This is a genomic window from Niastella populi (assembly GCF_002078015.1).
Lineage (GTDB): Bacteria > Bacteroidota > Bacteroidia > Chitinophagales > Chitinophagaceae > Niastella > Niastella populi.
Genome location: NZ_LWBP01000222.1, coordinates 1 through 21669, shown reverse-complemented (window position 1 = coordinate 21669; position 21669 = coordinate 1). Strand labels below are relative to the sequence as shown.

Sequence of the window (21669 nt, the reverse complement as noted above, 5' to 3'; positions counted from 1 at the left end):
TTTTTAGTTCCGGTTTTGCGCATGCCCTGCCATGGCGGACAAGCGTTGCGCTTTAAGCGTTAAGCATTGAGCGTTCTAAAGGCAGCCTTCTCACCCGTTTACCGGTAGCCGCGAAAATGGCATTGGCAATGGCCGGCGCCAGCGGCGGCACGCCCGGTTCTCCGGCGCCGCCCATTTTTTCGGTACTATCGGCAATGTGTATTTCCATTAGCGGCGTTTCATTCATGCGCAGCATTTTATAGTCGTGGAAATTCCGCTGTTTAACGCGGCCTTTCTCCAGGGTGATATCTCCATACAATACGGCTGTAAGGCCAAAGATGATCCCGCTTTCCATTTGTGCGCGTACGCCTTCGGGGTTTATGGCCAGGCCGCAATCGATGGCGCAAACTACGCGGTGTACTTTCAAATGGCCCTGTTCAATGGAGATCTCCGCTACCTGCGCCACAAAGCTGGCAAATGATTCGTGCACGGCTATGCCACGAAAACGGCCGGCCGGCAGCGGATCGTTCCAGCCCGATTTCTCCGCCACCAGGTTCAAAACATCGAGATGCCGTTTACTTTTCAATAAAGCCCGGCGGTATGCAACGGGGTCTTGGCCTGCTTCATGCGCCAGTTCATCGATCAGCGTTTCCATAACAAATGCGGTATGGGTATGGCCTACCGATCGCCACCAGAGTACCGATACCGGTGCGGTTGGTAGATGCAGATCAATATTATAGTTGGGAACCGATTGAAGGTACGGCGAGTCATTTACGCCTTCAACGGCGGTATTGTCTATCCCGTCTTTCATCCAGCCTTCGAATGGAGTACCTTTAAAGATCGACTGGCCGACAAGAGTATGTTTCCAGGCGGCAGGCAGGCCATTTTCGCCGATACCGATATTTACCTGGTGCAAAAATGCAGGCCGGTAATAACCGCCGCGGATATCATCTTCGCGTGACCATACCAGTTTAATGAATTTTTTGCTTGCCCTGGCTATCTCTACTGCTTCGGCTACGAAATCGGAGGTAGGCGTTGCCCTTCTGCCAAAACCGCCGCCCAGGAATTGAATGTTTATTTTTACCTGATCAGGTTTGAACCCAAGTATTTTGGCCGCTACGGCCTGGTCATGCATCGGCAATTGGGTGCCGGTCCATATTTCGCAGGAGTTAGCGTCTAACTTAACAGTACAGTTAAGCGGTTCCATGGGCGCATGGGCCAGGTAAGGGAATTGATAGGTAGCGTTCAGTTGTTTTTTTGTGGCGGGCAATGCCGTATCTACGTTGCCGGCATTGCCCGCCGGAATACCTTTGGCGGCCGCGAGTTTTTTATATGATTCGAACAGACCGGCGGTGCTGAAGTTTTCGCCCGGGCCATTGTTCCATTCTATCTTCAGTACATCCCTTGCTTTTTTCGCTGCCCAGAAATGATCGGCGATAACCGCTATACCGGTTGGGATTTTTATTACTTCACGCACACCCTTCACCGTTTTGGCTGCGGTTGCGTCAAATGAGCGAACGGTTCCGCCAAACACCGGTGCATGCGCAACAACGGCTGTGAGCATACCGGGAAAATATACATCGAGCCCGAATGCTGCCTGTCCGTTTACTTTTGCTTTTGCATCGAGGCGTTTGGTTGGTTTGCCAAGATACTGCCAGTCTTTTTTGTCTTTCAATGTAACATTCGCTGGCGGCGGCAGTTTACCGGCTGCTTCGGTAAGTTCACCATAGCTGATGCGTTTATCGCCGGCAATTACAAATCCTTTTTCGGTTCTGCAGTTGGCGGTATCGACGTTCATTTTTTTTGCGCCGGCTTCTATAAGCATGGCCCTGGCGGTTGCGCCTGCATTGCGGTAGCGATCGAATTCAGACCAGGTGGAACTGGAGCCGCCGGTGATTTGTATACCGTAAACGGTATGCACGAATGGTTGCCCCGGGGGTGCATGTTCTACCGTTACTTTATTCCAGTCGCAATCGAGCTCTTCAGCGATCAGCATGGGCAGGGTGGTCCAGATGCCCTGGCCCATTTCAACATGCGACAGCACGATCTTTACGTTATTGTCGGTCAGGATATTCAAAAATGCATTCGGCGCGAACATGGTGTTGCCTGCGGGCAGGTCGCCCAGCTTTTTTGCGCCGGCGGGAATAAAGAAAGAGATCAGCAAACCGCCGGTAATGGTGCCGCCGGCTTGTATAAAGCGGCGGCGGCTTAATGTATTGCTCATTGTGTACCTCCCTGTTTTTGCAGACTGGCTGCATGATGAATGGCTTTACGCACGCGTTGATAGGTGCCGCAGCGACAGATATTGCCGCTCATGGCATCGTCGATATCCTGATCGGTGGGGTTTGGTTTTTCTTTTAGCAACACTGCTGCCGCCATGAGCTGTCCGCTCTGGCAATAACCGCATTGCGGTACATCTTCTGCGATCCAGGCTTGTTGCAGGGGATGAGTGACATCGGTTGAAAGCCCTTCGATAGTGATTATTGTCTGGTTCTCTGCCCGCTTTACCGGTGTTACGCAGGAGCGAACCGCATCTCCGTTCAAATGCACGGTACAGGCGCCGCATTGAGCCATACCGCAGCCATATTTGGTGCCGGTTAAATGCAGTACATCACGAATCACCCAAAGTAGAGGCATGGTAGGCTCTACATCAACCGTATAAGGCTGGCCATTGACTGTTAGTTTGATCATAATGATAAAAATTTTGAAAGAGCGATGTTCAATTGGCAACTGGCAATAAGCAATTGGCAAGAAGTAAAGGCGCGGGCCTCAAAACTAATTGCTGACATTATTATCAAATTGCCGAGAGGAAATAGGGAGTGCTAACAGGATACTAAATTACGCAGGCTGTCATGATCGATCATTGATCAATTCAAACAAGTAGTTGCAAGATTCAAACAGTTTTGATGAACGCTTAAGGCTGAATGAAGGCTTAAAGCCTGCCTCCGAAATGCGTGGCCCGAATAATTGCAGGAAGCCTGAATTCAGGAATCCGCATTCAGCCTTTAGCATTCAGTCTTTAGCCTTCTGCCTTAATCAACCAAATGCGCTATCCTTTTGTACAACTCTGCAAATTCAAAAGGTTTGGTCATATATTCATTCATACCGGCATGCAGGCATTGCCATTGTTCATCTTTCATGGCGGTGGCCGTCATGGCAATGATGGGAATTTTCAGGCGGAGATTATTGCGGATATAATACGTGGTGGCATAACCGTCCATCTTTGGCATTTGCAGGTCCATTATAATGAGGTCGTAAAGATTATTCTGTTGCAAAAGCTGAATGGCCTCTTCACCATTATTTGCAATGGTAACGGTGCCGCCGGCCTTGCGCAGCACGAATTCTATCAGTTTCTGGTTTATTTCATTGTCTTCGGCAACAAGAACCTGTTTGCCGGTTAGCGGATGGTCGTGTTCGGGTTTGCCGGGCAGTGCAGGCATTTCAGCTGCCGGTGTATTGTTTATGTCGAACGGGAGGTAGAATTGAAAACTGGAGCCTTTTCCAACGGCGCTTTGTACGGAAATGTCGCCGCCCTGTAACTGCAGCAATTGTTTGCAAATGGTAAGGCCCAGGCCGGTTCCGCCAAAACGCCTTGAAATATCCTGTGAGGCCTGCGAAAAACTATCGAAGATGTAAGTAATGCTGTCTTCCGGTATACCCACGCCGGTATCGGTTATCGTGAACGCGAGCGTCATGGTATCAACCGTTTGTTTTTGTATTGCGACCGTAATGTTTATGTGCCCTTCGGTGGTGAACTTGATAGCATTGCTGAGCAGGTTGTTCAGGATCTGGTTCAGCCGGTGCGGATCGCCGGTAAGATGTTCGGGAATGTTGGGGTCGATGTTTATCTGCAAGGGCAAACCTTTTGTTTGCAGCTGATGTGAAAAAAGCGACACGGTATTGCCGATCACTTCTTTTATGTTAAGGTTTATTTTTTCGATATGCAGTTTGCCGGCTTTTATTTTGGAGAAATCGAGAATGTCGTTGATCACCACAAGCAGGGTGTTGATGGAACGTTTTATCATCGCTGCCATGTCCTGTTGTTTTTCAGCAAGCGGTGTTTCCAGCAGCAGATCGGTCATGCCCTTGATGCCGTTCATAGGCGTTCTTATTTCATGGCTCATATTGGCCAGGAACTGTTCCTGCATTCTTTTTGCCTTTTTGGCCTCTTCAATGGCTTCTATCAATTTCTGCTGGGTGGTCTTGCGGCGGTTGATGTCTTTGTTCAGCATCAGTAAAATGATCACTACGAACAGAAAGGCGCCGGTTCTGCCGAAATACATGCCCGTTGTCACCTGTTTTATCACCTTTTCATTCGTCTGCTGTCTTTCGGTCAGCGATCTTTTTTCTTCTTCCAGCATTGTATAGAGTAATGCTTTTAGTTCGGCTGCAGGTTGTTGGGTTGAAACAAGCCGGTGTAAAACGGGCAAAGAGGCGGTTAAGTCGTTATTGGCGCGGCAAAGCAGGTCAAGCGAGTTAAACAGTGGGGGAGTAATGGTGCCGGTTTCAGCAACTGATGTTATTGATGCCTGTACCGTTTCGATGATGGCATGAGTGCTGCTGATGCGTAGATTGGTTTTGTCGATATTTCTTTCACTGGCATAGATGAACCAGTAAGCCACGGCAAGTGAGGCAATAGAGAACAGTAATAACCATGTTATCTTACGATGTATAACAATGTTACGCTTCAAAGTTGACCTCATAGGTTTAATCCAGTCCTGTCCTGAACAGGATTGGTGCCTGCATTATAATGCAGTTTCCTGATATTTATTGTTAGTTCATCATAAATTGACCTCGATTATGGTTCATTTAAAGGTAAAAGCATAAAAACGTGCCACACTTCGAAAGTGTGGCACGCAGGGTACAGCCAGCCTGATGTGACTAGAATTTATAAGCAAGGCCAAGCGTCAGATACGACACGCCGTAGCCAAGCTCGGCAAAAGCGCCGAGTTGCTCAATAAACAGGTAGCGGCCGCCTGCATAAGCTGTAAACCCGAGGGTGCTGCCATAGCTGCCGCCGCGATAGGTGGAAGAACCACCGCTATTGTCGGTGAATTTATAACTGAGGATGTTGTATGATAGCATCAGTCCGCCATACACATCGAACTTTTCATTGTTGATGCCATTGTAATGGTAGGCGCTTCTTACGCCAATTACCGTATAGTTCCATTTTTCATTGTAATGGTAAGAACCGGAACTACCCGAGTATTTATACCCTTTTATGCCGGCATAACCGCCGAGGCTGATAACGCCGGGACCGCCGATGTCCCACATGCCTTTTTCATATTGTAAACTGATGGCGGGTGTTTGTGAGCCATAGGAAAAGCTGCCGAAATGGCCGCCTAAACCTACCCCGGCACTGATCACATTGGTGCCTTTTTCAAAAAATTGTGCATTGGTTGTTGTTGCGAGGAGCGTTGCTGCTAAGAGTAATAATGATAGTTTTTTCATTCCGTTTGCTATAATTAATTGGTGAAGGTTAAAGAATGGAAGTTTAAGGGGGCTGGTAACCGGTAACAGCTCTTTTGTTTTTCACTGCTTGTATTTCAGCCTCGCTGCCTTGTTGCCTCGTTTCCTTGTTGCCTTTTAAAATGAATGCCCCAGCGATGGCAGCATAAGTCCGCCATTGTTGTCGGCTGTTGCGTTGGTTGATTTAACTACGCTGCCATTGGAATAGATCTTCAGGAAAGCGGTTTGTCCGGCTGCGCCGTCAGTGGTGGTAGATGTGCCGATGCCAATGGCAATTACCTTGTCGGGGTAAGTAACCTCCTTCGACCAGGGAATGGTTACGTTGTCGTACACCTGGCTACCGCTTTCGTTGTCGGTAATTAAGACGGTAAATTTGCCCGTGTACGTACCACTCAGCTCATATTTTACGTTCCTTTTTGCATCGGCGTTTTCGTCCTTTTTCTTTGAACAACCCGGCATCGATATAATGACGAGCGCCAGCGACAGCACCGACAGAGAAAAATACTTCAGTGTTTTCATGTTTAGTGATTTTGATAACATGGGGCAAAATTATAATCGCATGCAGGCGTTGCATATACCGGATGCTGAGTAATTTGATCTACTGGTATTCCGGTATTTTTACAGGGCATTCAGAAAGGTTGACAAATGCTGTTATTTTTGAAGTTTAATCATGACAATTCCATCTGGCTAAACCCAGTTAATAATTTCAGATGAAAAAAGCGTTTTATTCGATCCTTTTCTTTTTTAGTGTACCCATTTGCAACGCGCAGCTTGTTTATTCGCTCGATGACGATGCAGGCCATATAGCACGTATGGAAAAAGAAGCGGAGGCCGCAAAAACCGACAGTGCCAAAGCGTATGCATATCTTAAATTGTCTTCCCTTTGCCGCCTTATCGGCGATACCAATAAGATCAGGGACTATTTGAACAAAGGCATTGCATTAAGTAAACCGGGTTCGTTTACCGAAGCTGCTTCCTGGTTCTATAAAGCGCAAAAATTGTATGCCGGCGGAAATATTCCTGCAATTGAGGAGCACCTGTTAAAAGGCGATTCGGCGCTGAAGGCATTTGCACATCCGGAGGCCTGTAAAGTGCGCGGTTATATTTTGCATGCGTATGGCACCTTGCAGCAAATGAAGGGTAGTGAAAAGGATGCCATGGATGTTTTTCTGAACAGGGCGTTGCCGCTGGCCAAACAATCGGGCGATGCCTATCTTACCGGCAACCTGGAGAAGGCCATTGCCACGGTTTTTATGAATGCCAATAAACGCGATGATGCTACCGGTTATCTGAAACAGGCCATCGATCATATAGAACATTCCGATGTAAATAACCCGATGCGCATAGAAGCGCTGGTGGAAGTGAATGTATATGCTGCGGAAAACTATATCTATAACCACCAGCTCGATTTGGCCAAACCGCATCTCGATAAAGCAGGCCGCATTTTAGCGCCCAGTCCCAGGTCGAATCTGTATCTCACCTATTATTACGCAGAAGGTATCTGGTTCGATCGCAATAAACGCTACACCGATGCCGTGAACAGTTTTGATAAGGCTATCGGGCTGGGAAAAGCCGATCCGCGCGCCATTTATTCCGTCAACCGGTTAAAAGGCGCCAAATACAAATCACTCATCAGTAACAAAGATTACAAGGGCGCGCTGGTGGTTTTGCATGAGCTGGTGAATAGCCCCGCGCTTATCAATACCGACAAAAGGATCTGGTATAAAGACCTGGCATCAACCTATGCTGCAGCCGGCAATAAAAGCGAAGCATACAACTGGTCGGCCAGATACATTGTGTTAAGCGATAGTTTATACGAGGCGAAATTCGAGAAAGATGTAGTTGAACTGGAAAAGAAATACAAAGAGGCCGAGAACCAGAAAAAGATCGCATTGTTACAGGCGGCCAATGAAAAGGCAGCATTGAAAATGCGCAACAATCAACTGCTTGCAGGTTTGTTGGGCGGTTCCAGTATCTTCCTGCTGGCGCTGGCGATATTGGGGTGGTTGTATTACCGCAACAGTAAAAAGCTGGTTGTACAAAAAGAGCTGAGCCATCAGCAGCAGTTGAAAGATATTAGTCAGCAGCAGCAATTGAAACTGGCGGGCGCGCTGTTGCAGGGCGAAGAACGGGAACGGAAAAGGCTGGCGGGCGATCTGCACGATGGGCTGGGCGGCATGCTGGCGGGGGTGAAGATCAATTTGTCGCGATTGTCGCCTGCGGCGCAGGAGGAGGTATTTACAAAAGACCTGCCGGTGATCATCAACCAGCTCGACCGGTCGGTAAATGAACTGCGGCGTATTGCCCGCAATATGATGCCCGAGTCGTTATTGAACTCCGGACTGGAAACAGCGTTAAATGAGATCTGCGAATCCTTTACCACACCGGCCCTGGCGGTGGATTTCCAGGCGTATAATATTGAAAAGGATATAACGCAGGATATGCAGGTGACCATTTTCCGGATTGTACAGGAGTTGCTTGCCAATGCCGTGCGGCATGCAGGCGCATCAACTATACTGGTGCAGTGCAGTCAGAATGAAAATACATTTTATATCACTGTAGAAGATAATGGAAAAGGCTTCAGGAAAGACCAACTGGATGCAGGAAAAGGGATCGGCCTTACAAATGTAAAGAACCGGGTCGATTACCTGAAAGGCACACTCGAAATTGAATCGGCGCCGGGAGCGGGCACCACCATAAATATTGAATTCCATGTCAGCTGATAAGAAAAAAATAACCATCGCCATTGTAGACGACCATCCGATCGTGCTGGAAGGATTGCAAAAGGTTTTAATGCAGGCGTATGATTACGTCAGCACCATTTGTTTCAGTACGGGTGGCGAGTTCCTGAATTATATAAAAAAGTCAGGCGGTGGGAGCGATATTGTGCTGATAGATATTACGCTTCCCGATATCAATGGCATCGATCTGTGCAGGGAGGTAAAGACGTTGTCGGCCGCCACCTGTGTGCTGGCGTTCAGCAATCACAATGAACGCAGCACTATCATGAAGATGTTACAGAACGGCGCCAGTGGGTACCTGCTGAAAAATTCTTCGGCCGATGAAGTGGTGGCCTGTATTAATGAAGCATTGGATGGACAAATTGCATTGAGCCGCGAAGCCCGGGAGATCATGGCAAAACCTTCAGCCCGCGATCTGCAGGTACTGCCGGCGTTAACCAAACGCGAAAAAGAGATATTGAAGCTGGTAGCCGATGGCAAAACCAGCGCTGCCATTGCTGCGCAACTGCATGTTAGTCCACTCACGGTAGAGACCCATCGCCGCAACCTGATGCAAAAGTTCAATGTAAAGAGTATGACGGCGGCGGTAAAGGTGGCGATGGAGAATGGGATATTAGGCTGAAGGCTAAAGGCTGAAGGCTGAAGGCTTAATGCAGAACGCGGAAGGCTTAACGCCGAACGTTGGGCTAAACGCCGGGAGCTCCCGTTAGTATATGGTGGAAAAGCTCGAGATGCATCTACGCCGCTTTACTTATTTGAGAGAACTTAAGTAAATGGCGATCTTTAAAATTCAAAGTATCAAGGAAAAAAGATCGTGAACCTGCTCCTGAAGGTAAATGGGATACTAAAAATAATGATGTTATCGTTGATTATCTAACTATAATTCATCTACTGATGAACGTACAGATAAACTATAAAATAAAAGCACAAGGAATATTGCTGGTTTTATTATTATTCGCAATAAAAATGAGCGGGCAGGTGATCGTTGTGAAAAATGTAAAACTATCATATGCAGTAGATGAAAGATTTGATATCGAGTTAGAGAATACCTCCGATTCAATTATAAAATATACTGTTTCTATAGAGCAATTTATCGGTAACCAGGATCGTTGGTGTGAAATTATAGTAGATGTTTTCAGGCCTGCTACTTATACAAGTAAGCGAATTCATGCAATTGGGGGTAAATGTACAGTTGCGTGGAAATTTTACCTGACTAGGGCCCCTAAAGATATAAAACGCATGTTGCCGCATAAGAAGTGCCGGCTTAAAGTGACGGATATTGCGAATATTTCGAAAAGAAGCTATTCTGACTCATTCATTTTTAAATAATCCCTTCACAAAGCGTATCCCTACGGCTAAATACATATTGTTGACATGATCTTAATGCATTACAAATAAAGATGTATCGTCGAACATGCCTGGCAATCGGTCAAGGCAAGTCTATTGAGCAAAGAACTAATCATCAATATTTGTATCTTAGCAAGCACCTGATTGAATAAAGTATAATGAACCAAGCTAAGATTTTTAAAAGACTCAAAAACGGGAAAGGCATTGAACTATTCCATAAGGCAAGTGATAACAAAGTTTATACGATACGTTTAGGCTATAAAGAAGAATTATTTACGTTGCATTCGTACTATTTTGACGGTAATGATGTTTTTGAGGAAAGTAACTACAAAGCTGAAAGCTTGACAACTTATTCGGATTTTGACACGCTTATAAAAACACTGCAAGAAAATTTTACTGGAATTGAAATAAACTTTTGATGAATCGCCAAGCCTACAATAATTAAGGGATTGGTTCAATTTACCTGCGATGTAGACTGATATCTATGGACAAAATAAGTTTTCCAATATATAAACGCTTATAGAATCCTTAATTTGGTTTTATATTTATGAGGCAGTAGTTCTTTGACTCTATTTACAGGATGGTCTGCTATTTTATGAAGAACGTCTTTTAACCACGCATATGGTTCTACGCCGTGCATTTTACAAGTACCAAGTAAACTGTATAGCATACCGCTACGTCTAGCAGCTTCATGTGATCCGGCAAACAGGTAATTTTTTCTGCCAAGAGCCACCGGACGAAAAACTCGCAGACATCCGAACGTAAGTACGCGTGTTGCAAACGGATCATTGTTACCATGTAACGCCGCAGATCAGGCAATATGCGCAGTTTAGTGGGTCCCAGGCGCTGCCCGGTTATCGGGTAGGGAAAAAATGACCGGTAATCCTCTTCTTTCCCGACCCGCCTGCCGCCCTGGACGAAACGATAATGTCAATATCGGTAAACAACCTGTTAGCTCACGCTATCACAACCCACTGGTATTGCGTTAATTTTAGCTTTCACCGGCTTAAATGAACGCAATGCTTTTTTTACGGGTTTCTATAATCATTTTATTTGTAGTTGCAGCGGTTCATGCCGCGTATGCCCAGTCATTACCCCTGTACCAGCCTTCACGCCATGAAGTGCTCAATGCCTACAAAACCGCCACCAGGCTCGATTCGCTGGCAAGGAATGCCATTCTGAAGGGAAATGTTAAAGCTCACTGGGAACCAGGTAACAAAGGTTTCTGGTACCGCAACTTACTGGCCGGTAGCTCGCGGGAATTCTGGTACGTGGAAGCGCGCACCGGCACAAAAACGAAACTCACCGATACTACGAAACTGGTGCCAACCAAAGACAATGGTATCATCTCTGGCCGCATCAAAAGCCGCTGGGAACGCCAACGCCCGTCCGATAGCCTCTCGCCCGATAAACAGTGGATTGCCTCCATACGGGCCGGTAATGTGTTCCTGCGCTCCGCGCAGGGAGTGGAGGCCGTAAAATGTACGATGAATGGCGACACCACGAACCCGTACGGACACATCCAATGGTCGCCCGACAGTAAACACCTGGTTGTTTTTCATATTTTCCCCGTGGCAGAGAAACCGGTGTATTATGTGCTTTCTTCTGTAGATACTTCTTCGCGGGGAATTCTCAAGTCTCATGAGTATGCTCAACCCGGTGACCCCTTCACCGGGTATGAGATGTTCACCATTAATGTAGCGGATAAAAAATTAGTGAAGGTGGAAACGGAAATTTACAACTTCCTCGGTTACCCCTGGATCCGCTGGCGAACGAACGATAATAACTTCTTTACTTTCGAAAAAGCCGATCGCGGCCACCAGCGTTTCCGCATCATTGAAGTGAACGCCAATACTGGTTCCGCCCGCAACCTTATCGATCAGCAAACGAATACTTTTATTTACGAAAGCCGCATCTTTAGCTGGTACACCGCCGCTTCTAATGAAATTATCTGGAGCAGTGAAAAAGATGGCTATAATCATCTCTATCTTGTCGATGCGGTTAAGGGCGGCGTCAAAAACGCCATTACCGGCGGTAACTGGGTGGTGCGAAAGGTGGATAGCATCGATGAAACCAAACGTGAGATCTGGTTCCAGGCCAGTGGCATGAACGCCGGTGAAGATCCCTACAATATCCATTATTACCGTATTGGTTTCGATGGTAAGCACCTCGTTTCACTAACACCGGACAATGCCAGTCATTTTTGTACGTTCTCACCCGATCGCAAATACTTTATCGATAATTATTCCCGCCCCGATCTGCCTGCAGTTACCGAACTACGGCGCACGTCCGATGGAAAGCTTATTTCAGTATTAGAACGGGCCGATATAAGCGCTTATCTCCAACTTGGTATCAGCATGCCGGAAGTGTTTGTAGCCAAAGGCCGCGATGGCGTTACCGATATATGGGGTGTTGTTTGCCGTCCGCCCAATTTTGACAGTACAAAGCAGTATCCCGTTATCGAAAATATTTATGCCGGTCCGCAGGATGCGTTCGTACCAAAGCGCTTTATGAATTATGGCGAAATGCAATCCATGGCCGCCCTCGGTTTTATTGTGGTGCAATGCGATGGTATGGGCACCGCCAACCGCTCCAAAGCCTTTCATGATATATGCTGGAAAAACCTGGCCGATGCCGGTCTCCCTGATCGTATTCTCTGGATCAAGGCGCTTGCGAAAAAATATCCCTACATTGATACCGCGCGGGTGGGTTTGTACGGCACCTCAGCGGGTGGACAAAACGCCGCAGGCGCCCTGCTGTTTCATCCTGAATTCTATAAAGCAGCGGTAGCGAGCTGCGGCTGTCACGATAACCGCATCGACAAACAATGGTGGAACGAACAGTGGATGGGATACCCCGTAGGGCCGCATTATGGCGAACAAAGCAATATTACCAATGCCGCTAAATTAAAGGGCGCATTGATGTTGATGGTAGGGGAGGCCGACACCAATGTGCCGCCGGAATCTACCCTGCGTTTTGCGAGTGCCTTAATTAAAGCCGGCAAAGTGTTCGACCTGCTGGTGATCCCCGGCATGGGGCATAGCGATGGCGGACCGTACGGCCGGTTGAAGAAAAGGGATTTTTTTGTGAAACATTTGCTGGGCGTGGAGCCGCCGGATAGGAATAAAGAACCAATGTGATAATTAGATAATTCGATAATCCCGCAGAGCGGGACAAGTTATGATAATGGAATACAGTCGAAAGCAAAAACGGTTTGCGATCAGGCGTTTTGCATTCCACATGTATTCATTTAACATTTTTCATTCTTCATTTCCGTGAAACGAGTAGCAATGAACATAAATAGAATTTTGTTCCCGGTACTAACATTTGCCACATTTTCATGTGTGGGCCAGGACTACCCCATTCAGCCGGTAACCTTCACCCAGGTAAAAGTAACCGATAACTTCTGGCAGCCTAAGATGAATGTCAATGCCACCATCACCATTCCCTATATTCTGGAGATGTGCAAAAAGCATGGGCGCATCGATAATTTCCTGGCGGCGGCGGGTAAACGCGAGAATAAGGTTTGCTCGGAATTCACCTTCGACGATACCGACGTTTACAAATGGATAGAAGGCGCATCCTATGCGCTGCAGGTAGCGCCAAATGCGACACTGTCGAAATATCTCGATTCATTGATTGATATCATCGCCCAGGCGCAGGAGCCCGATGGTTACCTGTTCACCTTTCGCACCATAAAACCGGCAAAACCGCACGACTGGGTCGGTGACAAACGCTGGATAAAAGATTCTGTGCTTAGTCATGAGCTGTATAACTCCGGTCATTTGTATGAAGCAGCTTATGCCCATTACAATGCAACCGGTAAAAAGAACCTGCTGAATATCGCGCTGAAGAATGCCGACCTGTTGTGTAAAGATTTTGGCTGGGGCAAACTGGAAATCTATCCCGGTCACCAGATCGTAGAGATCGGCCTGGCAAAACTTTACCGTATTACCGGTAATAAAAAATACCTCGATCTGGCGAAGTTCTTTCTCGATGTGCGCGGTCCAAACGGCGATGCCTACAACCAGGCGAACAAACGGGTGGTTGATCAAACAGAGGCGGTGGGTCATGCCGTACGGGCGGCCTATATGTACAGCGGCATGGCTGATATTGCGGCGCTTACGGGCGACACGGCTTACCTGAAAGCCATCGATGCCATCTGGCAGGATGTGGTCACGAAGAAACTTTATATAACCGGCGGAATTGGCGCTACCAATAATGGCGAAGCGTTTGGCGATGCTTTTTATTTACCGAATATGAGCGCTTATGCCGAAACCTGCGCTGCTATCGCGAATGTATACTGGAACAACCGCATGTTCCTGTTGCATGGCGATGCGAAGTATATCGATGTGCTGGAACGAACGCTCTATAATGGCCTGTTGTCGGGAATGTCGTTAAATGGCACAAAATTCTTTTATCCGAATCCGCTCGCTTCGGTAGGGCAGCATGATCGCAGTCCCTGGTTCTCCTGCGCGTGTTGTATTTCGAATATGACCCGTTTTCTGCCGTCTGTACCGGGATATGTATATGCGCAGAATAAGAACAATTTGTATGTGAATCTTTTTATGAGCAATAGCAGTCACATGCAGTTGCCGGCAGGGGAGGTGCAGCTTACCCAAACCACCAACTATCCCTGGGACGGGCATATTGCCCTGCGGGTTGATGTGGCCAAACCTACTGTCTTTGCGCTGCATATTCGTATTCCCGGCTGGGCCGAAGGAAAACCTGTTCCGGGCGGGTTGTACACCATTGCCGAACAACCGAAAAAGGTGACCATACGCCTCAATGGCAAACCCGTAACCATAAAAACCGTTAAGGGGTATGCCGTGTTGCAGCGTACCTGGCAAAAAGGCGATCAGATCACAGTAGAACTGCCTATGCAGCCACAGCATGTATATGCCAGTCAGCAGGTAAAAGCCGATGAGGGCCGGTTTGCGATCCAATACGGCCCGGTTGTTTATTGCCTGGAAGGCTGGGATAACAAGGACAGTCTTGTTCAGAATATTGTTGTCGATAAAGCTGCACCAATGCAGGTAAGTTATGCTGCCGATATGCTTAATGGCATCAATCGCATTACCATGGCGGGTAGGGGCGCCAAACGCCAGTTAAATACCACGGAGCTGATCACCAGGCAGCAAACGGTGACCGCCATTCCGTATTATGCCTGGGATAATCGCGGCCCCGGTGAAATGCAGGTGTGGATCCCGTATACGGTGGCTGCATCGCGGCCACAACCGGCGCCAACGATAGCCTATACCAGTAAGGTAACGGCCAGTATAAAATCGAGAAGTATTTTTTCGGTGAACGATCAGTTTGAACCGGCCGATTCAAAAGATAACTCGGTGCCTTATTTTCACTGGTGGCCTAAAAAGAACACTACTGAATGGATCCAATATGATCTTAAAGGTGAACAAACCGTTTCTTCCTGTAAAGTGTATTGGTTCGATGACGGTCCATGGGGCGGTTGCCGCATTCCGGCAAAATGGACCATCTATTATAAAAAAGACGGGCAATGGCTTCCGGTTAAGAATACAACTGATTATGAAATTGCAAAGGATAAATACAATTCAGTGAAATTTGAACCGGTGAGCACCACTGCATTAAAGCTCGAAGTGCAGTTGCCGGTTGATAATGCTACGGGGGTGCATGAGTGGGTGGTGGAGTAGTTTGTAAGTTGATAATGTCATAAACTTCCAGTTAGTATCTAAATAATCAAAAAAGCCCTTCCGGGCTTTTTATTTGTCTTGCTTAATTACTGGTTGCATCGTTTATCTTATTCAATTGCGGCTTTTCTTTTTCGCTATCATATATTGCCACTGTGTTGTGAAGCAGGTCTGTGTAGTTGAATATGTCGTCCAGACTGGATAATTCGTTTTTTGTTTCTTTTTTATTATCGTCGAACGTGCCAATGTATTTTTTTGACCCATTTAAATACAGTCTGCAGATTGTTTTACGATTGTTGTCGTCTAAAAGAATGGCAAAGTAAGATTGTGCATCACGATAAACGATACGGTTAACTTTAATTTTTTGACGCATGATCGTTTTCACAATCATAAAGCTTTCCATCTCTTCAGGTGTTGTTTCTATTTTTACCTCTTTGACCTCCGGTTGACTGTTTGAAGGTTCTGCGTCTACAGACTTTTGTTCTTCGTTTTCCTTTTTTAGCGCTGATTTCAATCTTTCTGTTATTAGATCATTTATATATTGTTGAATTGATCTTTTGGTTAAGCTGGTAAATTGGTCCATCAATCTGGATGTCAAAATACCATTATAGATCTGTTTGGCGAAATGCCGTACAAAGCCATCTGAAGGATTCTGGAATTCGGCATTGATCAGCACTTTCAATTCGTTCATATACTTTAACTCACTGGCCGTATTTTGTATGCTTTCAACATCAAAATAGGATTTATGGAATTTCTTTAGCTCTTCGACCTGGTTATCTTTAATGTCTGTTACATTAAATTCAAAAAAGGGTTTTTCATCCATCTTGTTTGGTTCCACCAAATCGGTATAGAAACGGTATACTATACCATTTGATAAGAGCCCGAATTTTGCACAGGTAGTATGGAAATACCGAAATAATTGCGAGTTATGTGGATCAAGGCTTTCTCGCCAATGTTTGCATTCAACCAAAATACATGGTTCCCCTTCCCGCATGATGGCATAATCAACCTTTTCGCCCTTTTTTATGCCAATGTCTGCAATGAATTCAGGCATTACTTCAAACGGGTTAAACACATCGTAACCTAATGCCTTGATAAAAGGCATTATAAAGGCATTTTTAGTGGCCTCTTCAGTTTGGATCTGATCTTTGAGTTTTTCAACTCTGTCGCCAAACAATTTTATTTCATCTTTGAAGTCCATATGTATTTGTTTTGGGGTTAACTAATAAGTCTACATTGCGTGGTTCCGAGATTACAAATATTTGACTTAAAAAAACAGGGTGTTTTTCACGTATTTTAGTTGAAGAGGCTTATTAGAAGAAAAAATTGATTTAAAGCAAGGGTTTAAGTGAATCGTAGTCTGTTAAATGTAATAGACACAAATGCAAAAGGCCCCTCCCGGCGCACCAGGAGAGGCCTTGTTTTAATCGTGAGTACTTCGATGCTGGTCAGTACTGTTTTTTACTGAACGATCCGCGACTCAACCGGCGAATACACCCATTGTCCGGAGGAACTTATGATAGCCACCCGCAACCAATACGTTCTACCGGAGGTTAATCCGCTGAACGTAAATTTTGGCTGCAGACTTGACTCGCTGTGCCACGAGGTACCTGATGCAGGCGGTTCGGTTGCATACTGATGGAAGTAAGCCCGTGAGCGTGCTACCCGTTTAATGCTGGTAGTTACAATGCCCGGAGGGCCAAGTTCAACATTCAGTTTGTTAATGGTTGGTTCTCCAACTTCACCTTTTTCACCTGAGATCAGGAAACCGCTGGTTAATAACATAGTGCGGTCGCCTTTACACTTCGAGGTTACATAGGCATCGAGGCTGGTCAGACATCCAACTATCTGTGCCTTCAGGTCTTTTTTGATTGAAACGGCCACTGAGTCGCGCCCTTTGGCGTTGGCAACGGCGAGCTGGTAATCAGGCAACTTCTGCCTCAATTGAGCCAGCTCGGGCGGTGCATCGGGAAATGTTGGATTGTTATCCATCCCTTCAACCACGCGGGTAGCGAGAGTTCCCAATTCGCTATCGCGTTCGCGTTTGTACGTTTTTAAAATTATAGCTTCCATTTTTTTAAAATTTAAAAGTTGAGTAATTAAAATACCTGCTACTAAGCTGTGCCTGTTCCTCCTTTGTTGGCCAATAATCGTGTGAACTGAAGCGCTGCACTCATAGAGTTGCCATACTACTCATCGAAGCCGCGCAGGGGCTGGTTTGAGTACTGCGCGTATGGCGTTTCCGGATTCGTTTTTCCTAAACTGTTAGCTATCGATTTAGGATGTGTTGTCAGTAACAACGCAGAACAAACGTAGCTCTCATTCCGGAATCAAAAAAGGCCATGATAGTAAATGATCGTTTATGATCGTAAATGATCGTTTTTAAATAGCCAAAACTGACTGCTGTCAGTGTTTCTTATAGGTAAAAACATCCATCAGTGAATAGGGTAGCCTAATTTCAGGCATATAATCAGGCTGCTGGGTAGCCTGGCAGAGCGTGTAATAGTCGAAGGTGGTGGTATAGCAGGTTGTATTTGGGGTAATAAGAACAACTAGCATGTCAGGTATAATGTTACCTCACATGTGCAATCTATACCCTATGTTAAGGCTAAGTTTACTTTACTCAGCGTCGAATTCTTTATTCCTTAAGTGTGGTGGTTTTTTACCCAGATAGTTCATCATGGGGCACATATCCAACGCTCGTTGAACGGTAAACTCATCCAGTTTGGTAGCATCACAAAATTCTTTTATAGTAATATACTGGCCTCTCTTTTTATTGGCCTTCTTGCGGGCCAAAGCCATAACACGTCCGGCTTGTGCCTCTTTGAGGCCCATGATTTCCATTACATCCCTTCTTTTAACATGGCATTGTGGTATTTTGCTGGCACAGGGAAGTTCGCCTATGCGCTGAAGCCGCATAACTTCAGCTACTTTATCGCTCATCAACTTATTTAACTCTTTTATTTTTTCCGGGCTGAAGATGGCGTTTCCGGATGTCTTTACTTTATTCTCTAACACAGGTCAGTTTTTATGGTTAAATGAAGGGTTTGATGCTACACAAACGTGAAGGGGTAGCGGAGGAAAATAAGAGATATCTAATTTACACCAATAAGGGATAAACGGCGCAACAGGATGTGATTATTGATTGAGGTCAATAAGCGGGTTTTATTTGCTATACCGAATGGTATTTTTATTCGCAGCGTTTCCTGTTGTTTTCCGGTCATTACTGCGTTGCAACGGCGCATTGTCGGGATGTTACTGGTTGTTGCCGGGTTGCTATGTTGCATTGCCAGGTTGACAATGTATCATTTCAACCCGGTAACGGAGCATATCATTTTGAAGTTGTTATTGTGCCGGAATGAAATCGGAACGCTGCAGGGCAGTTGCGGTTTATTACATCGCGGATATGTTATTAATGCATTTGGGGCAACGCCAGGTGCATGTTGCAAAGCACTATTGCAGTATAACAATGCTCCATTGCAGTGAAACAATGCGTCATTGCAGTGATGTAACGAACCGCGGTAAGGCTGCAACGTAACATTACAGCAACGTAACGATGCCTCTGCATCCTGTAATGTACCGTTGCACGATTGCAACGGCCTGTTTCAGCGAGGCAACGGAACAACGCAGTGTTGCAATGACTCAATACTATGTGGCAATGGGGCAATGTACGATTGAAACGACGAAAATGCCGGCAACAAGGCCCCATTGCGATGAAACAGCATAGGAGGGTTGTTATTGCGTCAGGCAGAACACCCCCTACACCAACGACTCCGCATAGGCCGTTGGGGTAAGTCCATAATGTTTTTTGAATGCGAAGCTGAATGCGCGGGCGGTTGTATAATGTAATGTCAGCGATATTTCCTTTATGTCCTTACCGGCTTGCAGTAGCTGACGGCTGCGTTCCATTCTCAGGTTGAGCTTGTAATCGCGGATGGTAATGCCATATTGTTTTTTAAATGCCTTTTGAAATATATTTCTGTTTACACCAAACCGGGCTGAAACCAGATGGGCGTAATCGCCATTGGCGCAATGGTCGTCGAGGAGTTCTTTGAAAGCACCTACTGCCTGCAGTGCATGCCGCTGAAAGCCACTGTCTTTGGTCATGGTGTGGTCGGTTTAATGGTAACGGGCAGGGTTTATCAGGTCAGCCTTCATTGAGCAGGAAATGACTTTGCGTATATTCCAGGAACTGGTGCGGACGGGTGAAAACTTCGCGTATTTCAAGTTCCCTGTCGTTATCATCGCGTACGATCATGGTATTTTTCTTCGTAAGGCGGAAATACAATGGATAAAAGATCACTTTAGCAACAATGGTGCAGTAGATCTCGGCCTTGCCGCTATTATACATTGCCCATAGATGTGCGGGCGTGAGTGAGATGAGCTCCTGCGATTTCCTGAACCTGAAATCCTGCATGAACTTCGAAAAAGGATTGCTGGGATATAATAAACCAAAATCAACCCAGGGCTCGGGCGGCGGTTTAAGCGGATGGATAACGAATACCGATTCATCTATGTTCATGCAAAACTCCAGCCCATGCGGATTGTCGTACAACCCCAGGTGGTCGTCGAGGAACAGGTATATATTTCTTTCTGCACGGGTCATGGCGGAGAATGTTTCAGGTTACTTGTTTCAGGGTGCAGGGTACAGCGTAATAAACTGTTGCTTCATGGGGTGTTCCGGTTCGGGTCTCCGGCTGCATTTCGACAGCCTGCTGTCTTCCGCGTTCCGCGTTTCACAAATCCGAGATGTAATTCTTTGTGTACTCAAAAAAATCACCCGGCGTTTCCAGGTTTTGTTTTACCGGTCGCCTGATGTCTTCTTCTTCATCTATCATATATAACCTGCCGTTCTTTTTGTAAAAACGCAGTTCGTAATAATAATCGGGGTTGTCGATCATACAACATAATCGCGCAATGCCTTTGTGAAACATTTCTATCAGCATGTGCGGACTAACAAAATGCAGCTGCTCCACTGTGTTTATTCCCGATAGTTTGCTGAATTCCTCTACTGTCGTATCCGTTATGCTGATCTCGAGGTTATAATCCGGTACGGCAAATGCATCGGGCCAGCGGGCGCTTATATCGAAAACGCCGTCATCATCGAGGGTGGTTTCCACGCTGAACGGGTTGATATAATGGCCCATGTTGTCTTTTAAATACTTTTCGATAGGATGTGTGCCAGGTTTCATGTGCAATAGGTTTAATGGTGGCCACTGGTACGGGTTGTTGCATCATGAGCTATACAATCTACCGGCGACAACAGGCCGGAAAAAGCTTCGATGCACGGTTTACTACGTTCCTTTATTGCTACATTCCGTTTTCAGTTCGTGTTTTACCCTTCGATGTTATACATTGCTCTGCTTACTGCCGTTGAGTTTTATGTCCTGTAACCATTCTCTTGCGCTGATATTATAATAATTCCGGAAAGCATTGCTGAATGAACTGGGAGAGGCGTATTGCAGAATAATGGTCACTTCCTTGATCGATTTGCCAGCCCTGAGTAACTTCTGTGCTTCTGTCAATCGCAGGTTCAGCTTGTATTGCCCTATAGGTTGTTTGAATTTGTCTTTGAAGAATTCCTGCAACGCATTTCTGCTGACGCCATATTGCTGGGCCAGGGCTGCAGTGCTTATTGTTGTGCCAGGATGTGAATCGAGATATTTCTTGATCTGATTCGCTGCTAACCGTACTGATCGTTTGGTTCCTTTTTTTGGCATACAGCCCTTTAATGAATAGTGGTTAATGAATATTATGAGCGCGTCTTTATCCACATCATTAAACATTGCGTTGCCATTTGTTTTTAACAGTCAACTACAATAAATTGTATGTTAAATGGCTTTCCGCATTATGCGTTTGGCGTTAAGCGTTAACAGTACAATCGCATGAACATGGCCAGGGCGCTACAAATTAAAAGCCGGTCACCAGGGACCCGCTTGTCTCATCATTCTGAATGCAAGTTACTTAGCTTGTTATTATTTTTCAGATGAATCACTTCATGTTTTGCCCTATTTGCATTCCGTTTCGCCGTTTTGGCAAAATTCGCCGTTGGGTAGTTTTGAATAATCTACTAAATTGAAAGACTTGTAGTGTTGGGCACTTTGAAAAATATCGGGTTACATATGCAGATAGGATGTTTATGTTCACCTTTATCGTTCAAAACTTTATTTTTAAAAAGGGCCATTTTTATGGTCCCGGGGGCATATTTTTGTCAGTCGGGCCTTTCTGCAGCCTTTAAACCCCTTCCAACCCATACTGCGCACCGGGGGGGCACAGTTCACAGTTCACAGTTCACAGTTCACAGTTCACAGTTCACAGTTCACAGTTCATAGTTCATAGTTTTTGGGTTCCTGGTTCCGGCCACAATTAAATTCTTTTCCCTGCCCGACTTAAAACTTAGTACTTAGAACTTAGTACTTAGAACTTAATACTTAGATGATAAATAGCATGACATAGGATACACTTTT

Annotated in this window: 18 protein-coding genes and 1 pseudogene; 6 read left to right on the top strand and 13 right to left on the bottom strand. The window is 45.9% G+C overall.

Annotation, left to right across the window (positions count from 1 at the left end):
• Positions 1 to 52: 52 nt before the first annotated feature.
• The 5 genes from A4R26_RS29060 to A4R26_RS29040 all read right to left on the bottom strand — a co-directional run bounded on the left by A4R26_RS29060 (position 53) and on the right by A4R26_RS29040 (position 5967).
• Positions 53 to 2203 carry a xanthine dehydrogenase family protein molybdopterin-binding subunit gene (locus A4R26_RS29060; RefSeq protein ID WP_081170047.1) on the bottom strand — a complete coding sequence of 717 codons (2151 nt, stop codon included), beginning with the start codon at positions 2201 to 2203 and terminating at the stop codon, positions 53 to 55.
• On the bottom strand, positions 2200 to 2670 hold the full coding sequence (locus A4R26_RS29055; RefSeq protein ID WP_081170046.1) for a (2Fe-2S)-binding protein: 471 nt from the start codon (positions 2668 to 2670) through the stop codon (positions 2200 to 2202). The genes A4R26_RS29060 and A4R26_RS29055 overlap by 4 nt, the downstream gene beginning before the upstream one ends.
• Before the next feature lie 341 nt (positions 2671 to 3011).
• A complete protein-coding gene (locus A4R26_RS29050) occupies positions 3012 to 4670 on the bottom strand; it encodes an ATP-binding protein (RefSeq protein WP_165760459.1) in 1659 nt (552 codons plus the stop codon).
• A gap of 190 nt (positions 4671 to 4860) precedes the next feature.
• Complete coding sequence (locus A4R26_RS29045; protein WP_081170044.1) at positions 4861 to 5430, bottom strand: hypothetical protein; 570 nt, start codon at positions 5428 to 5430, stop codon at positions 4861 to 4863.
• Positions 5431 to 5565: 135 nt separating this feature from the next.
• Complete coding sequence (locus A4R26_RS29040) at positions 5566 to 5967, bottom strand: hypothetical protein (RefSeq protein ID WP_081170043.1); 402 nt, start codon at positions 5965 to 5967, stop codon at positions 5566 to 5568.
• 191 nt (positions 5968 to 6158) lie between these two features.
• On the opposite strand from A4R26_RS29040, the gene A4R26_RS29035 reads away from it, so the two are divergent.
• From A4R26_RS29035 to A4R26_RS29020, 4 genes are all read left to right on the top strand, one after another.
• A complete protein-coding gene (locus A4R26_RS29035) occupies positions 6159 to 8171 on the top strand; it encodes a sensor histidine kinase (RefSeq protein WP_081170042.1) in 2013 nt (670 codons plus the stop codon).
• Positions 8161 to 8811, top strand: a complete 651-nt coding sequence (locus tag A4R26_RS29030; RefSeq protein WP_081170041.1) for a response regulator transcription factor — start codon at positions 8161 to 8163, stop codon at positions 8809 to 8811. The genes A4R26_RS29035 and A4R26_RS29030 overlap by 11 nt, the downstream gene beginning before the upstream one ends.
• A gap of 272 nt (positions 8812 to 9083) precedes the next feature.
• Positions 9084 to 9518 (top strand): hypothetical protein, encoded by a 435-nt coding sequence (locus tag A4R26_RS29025; protein ID WP_081170040.1) that lies wholly within the window; start codon positions 9084 to 9086, stop codon positions 9516 to 9518.
• Positions 9519 to 9694: 176 nt separating this feature from the next.
• The gene (locus tag A4R26_RS29020; RefSeq protein ID WP_081170039.1) at positions 9695 to 9955 is read left to right on the top strand and encodes a hypothetical protein; all 261 of its coding nucleotides are present in this window, start codon (positions 9695 to 9697) and stop codon (positions 9953 to 9955) included.
• 98 nt (positions 9956 to 10053) lie between these two features.
• On the opposite strand, the pseudogene A4R26_RS29015 reads toward A4R26_RS29020, so the two are convergent.
• Positions 10054 to 10275: pseudogene (locus A4R26_RS29015) on the bottom strand (transposase domain-containing protein); the annotation flags it as partial.
• Between the two features lie 280 nt (positions 10276 to 10555).
• Between A4R26_RS29015 and A4R26_RS29010 the strand changes: the two are divergent.
• Together A4R26_RS29010 and A4R26_RS29005 are read left to right on the top strand one after the other, a co-directional pair.
• Positions 10556 to 12676 (top strand): S9 family peptidase, encoded by a 2121-nt coding sequence (locus A4R26_RS29010; protein WP_207625846.1) that lies wholly within the window; start codon positions 10556 to 10558, stop codon positions 12674 to 12676.
• A gap of 150 nt (positions 12677 to 12826) precedes the next feature.
• Positions 12827 to 15205 (top strand): glycoside hydrolase family 127 protein, encoded by a 2379-nt coding sequence (locus A4R26_RS29005; protein WP_081170036.1) that lies wholly within the window; start codon positions 12827 to 12829, stop codon positions 15203 to 15205.
• Positions 15206 to 15287: 82 nt separating this feature from the next.
• Here A4R26_RS29005 and A4R26_RS29000 read toward each other — a convergent pair whose 3' ends face one another.
• The 7 genes from A4R26_RS29000 to A4R26_RS28970 all read right to left on the bottom strand — a co-directional run bounded on the left by A4R26_RS29000 (position 15288) and on the right by A4R26_RS28970 (position 20922).
• Positions 15288 to 16403: a type I restriction endonuclease gene (locus A4R26_RS29000; protein ID WP_081170035.1), complete on the bottom strand. Its 1116-nt coding sequence runs from the start codon at positions 16401 to 16403 to the stop codon at positions 15288 to 15290.
• A 260-nt stretch (positions 16404 to 16663) separates the two neighbouring features.
• Positions 16664 to 17275, bottom strand: coding sequence for a hypothetical protein (locus A4R26_RS28995; RefSeq protein WP_081170034.1), 612 nt, complete (start codon positions 17273 to 17275; stop codon positions 16664 to 16666).
• A 546-nt stretch (positions 17276 to 17821) separates the two neighbouring features.
• Positions 17822 to 18220, bottom strand: a complete 399-nt coding sequence (locus A4R26_RS28990; protein WP_081170033.1) for a hypothetical protein — start codon at positions 18218 to 18220, stop codon at positions 17822 to 17824.
• A gap of 741 nt (positions 18221 to 18961) precedes the next feature.
• The gene (locus A4R26_RS28985) at positions 18962 to 19309 is read right to left on the bottom strand and encodes a helix-turn-helix transcriptional regulator (protein ID WP_081170032.1); all 348 of its coding nucleotides are present in this window, start codon (positions 19307 to 19309) and stop codon (positions 18962 to 18964) included.
• A gap of 40 nt (positions 19310 to 19349) precedes the next feature.
• Positions 19350 to 19808 carry a hypothetical protein gene (locus tag A4R26_RS28980; RefSeq protein ID WP_081170031.1) on the bottom strand — a complete coding sequence of 153 codons (459 nt, stop codon included), beginning with the start codon at positions 19806 to 19808 and terminating at the stop codon, positions 19350 to 19352.
• Between the two features lie 130 nt (positions 19809 to 19938).
• Positions 19939 to 20394, bottom strand: coding sequence for a hypothetical protein (locus A4R26_RS28975; protein ID WP_081170030.1), 456 nt, complete (start codon positions 20392 to 20394; stop codon positions 19939 to 19941).
• Between the two features lie 156 nt (positions 20395 to 20550).
• On the bottom strand, positions 20551 to 20922 hold the full coding sequence (locus A4R26_RS28970) for a helix-turn-helix domain-containing protein (protein ID WP_165760458.1): 372 nt from the start codon (positions 20920 to 20922) through the stop codon (positions 20551 to 20553).
• Between the last annotated feature and the right edge of the window lie 747 nt (positions 20923 to 21669).

What these genes read in the sequence shown, in the direction of transcription:
- A4R26_RS29060 (WP_081170047.1), bottom strand. Translation starts at nt 2,203, where the DNA reads ATGAGCAATACATTAAGCCGCCGCCGCTTTATACAAGCCGGCGGCACC.
- A4R26_RS29055 (WP_081170046.1), bottom strand. Translation starts at nt 2,670, where the DNA reads ATGATCAAACTAACAGTCAATGGCCAGCCTTATACGGTTGATGTAGAG.
- A4R26_RS29045 (WP_081170044.1), bottom strand. Translation starts at nt 5,430, where the DNA reads ATGAAAAAACTATCATTATTACTCTTAGCAGCAACGCTCCTCGCAACA.
- A4R26_RS29040 (WP_081170043.1), bottom strand. Translation starts at nt 5,967, where the DNA reads ATGAAAACACTGAAGTATTTTTCTCTGTCGGTGCTGTCGCTGGCGCTC.
- A4R26_RS29035 (WP_081170042.1), top strand. Translation starts at nt 6,159, where the DNA reads ATGAAAAAAGCGTTTTATTCGATCCTTTTCTTTTTTAGTGTACCCATT.
- A4R26_RS29030 (WP_081170041.1), top strand. Translation starts at nt 8,161, where the DNA reads ATGTCAGCTGATAAGAAAAAAATAACCATCGCCATTGTAGACGACCAT.
- A4R26_RS29025 (WP_081170040.1), top strand. Translation starts at nt 9,084, where the DNA reads ATGAACGTACAGATAAACTATAAAATAAAAGCACAAGGAATATTGCTG.
- A4R26_RS29020 (WP_081170039.1), top strand. Translation starts at nt 9,695, where the DNA reads ATGAACCAAGCTAAGATTTTTAAAAGACTCAAAAACGGGAAAGGCATT.
- A4R26_RS29010 (WP_207625846.1), top strand. Translation starts at nt 10,556, where the DNA reads ATGCTTTTTTTACGGGTTTCTATAATCATTTTATTTGTAGTTGCAGCG.
- A4R26_RS29005 (WP_081170036.1), top strand. Translation starts at nt 12,827, where the DNA reads ATGAACATAAATAGAATTTTGTTCCCGGTACTAACATTTGCCACATTT.
- A4R26_RS29000 (WP_081170035.1), bottom strand. Translation starts at nt 16,403, where the DNA reads ATGGACTTCAAAGATGAAATAAAATTGTTTGGCGACAGAGTTGAAAAA.
- A4R26_RS28995 (WP_081170034.1), bottom strand. Translation starts at nt 17,275, where the DNA reads ATGGAAGCTATAATTTTAAAAACGTACAAACGCGAACGCGATAGCGAA.
- A4R26_RS28985 (WP_081170032.1), bottom strand. Translation starts at nt 19,309, where the DNA reads ATGACCAAAGACAGTGGCTTTCAGCGGCATGCACTGCAGGCAGTAGGT.
- A4R26_RS28980 (WP_081170031.1), bottom strand. Translation starts at nt 19,808, where the DNA reads ATGACCCGTGCAGAAAGAAATATATACCTGTTCCTCGACGACCACCTG.
- A4R26_RS28975 (WP_081170030.1), bottom strand. Translation starts at nt 20,394, where the DNA reads ATGAAACCTGGCACACATCCTATCGAAAAGTATTTAAAAGACAACATG.
- A4R26_RS28970 (WP_165760458.1), bottom strand. Translation starts at nt 20,922, where the DNA reads ATGCCAAAAAAAGGAACCAAACGATCAGTACGGTTAGCAGCGAATCAG.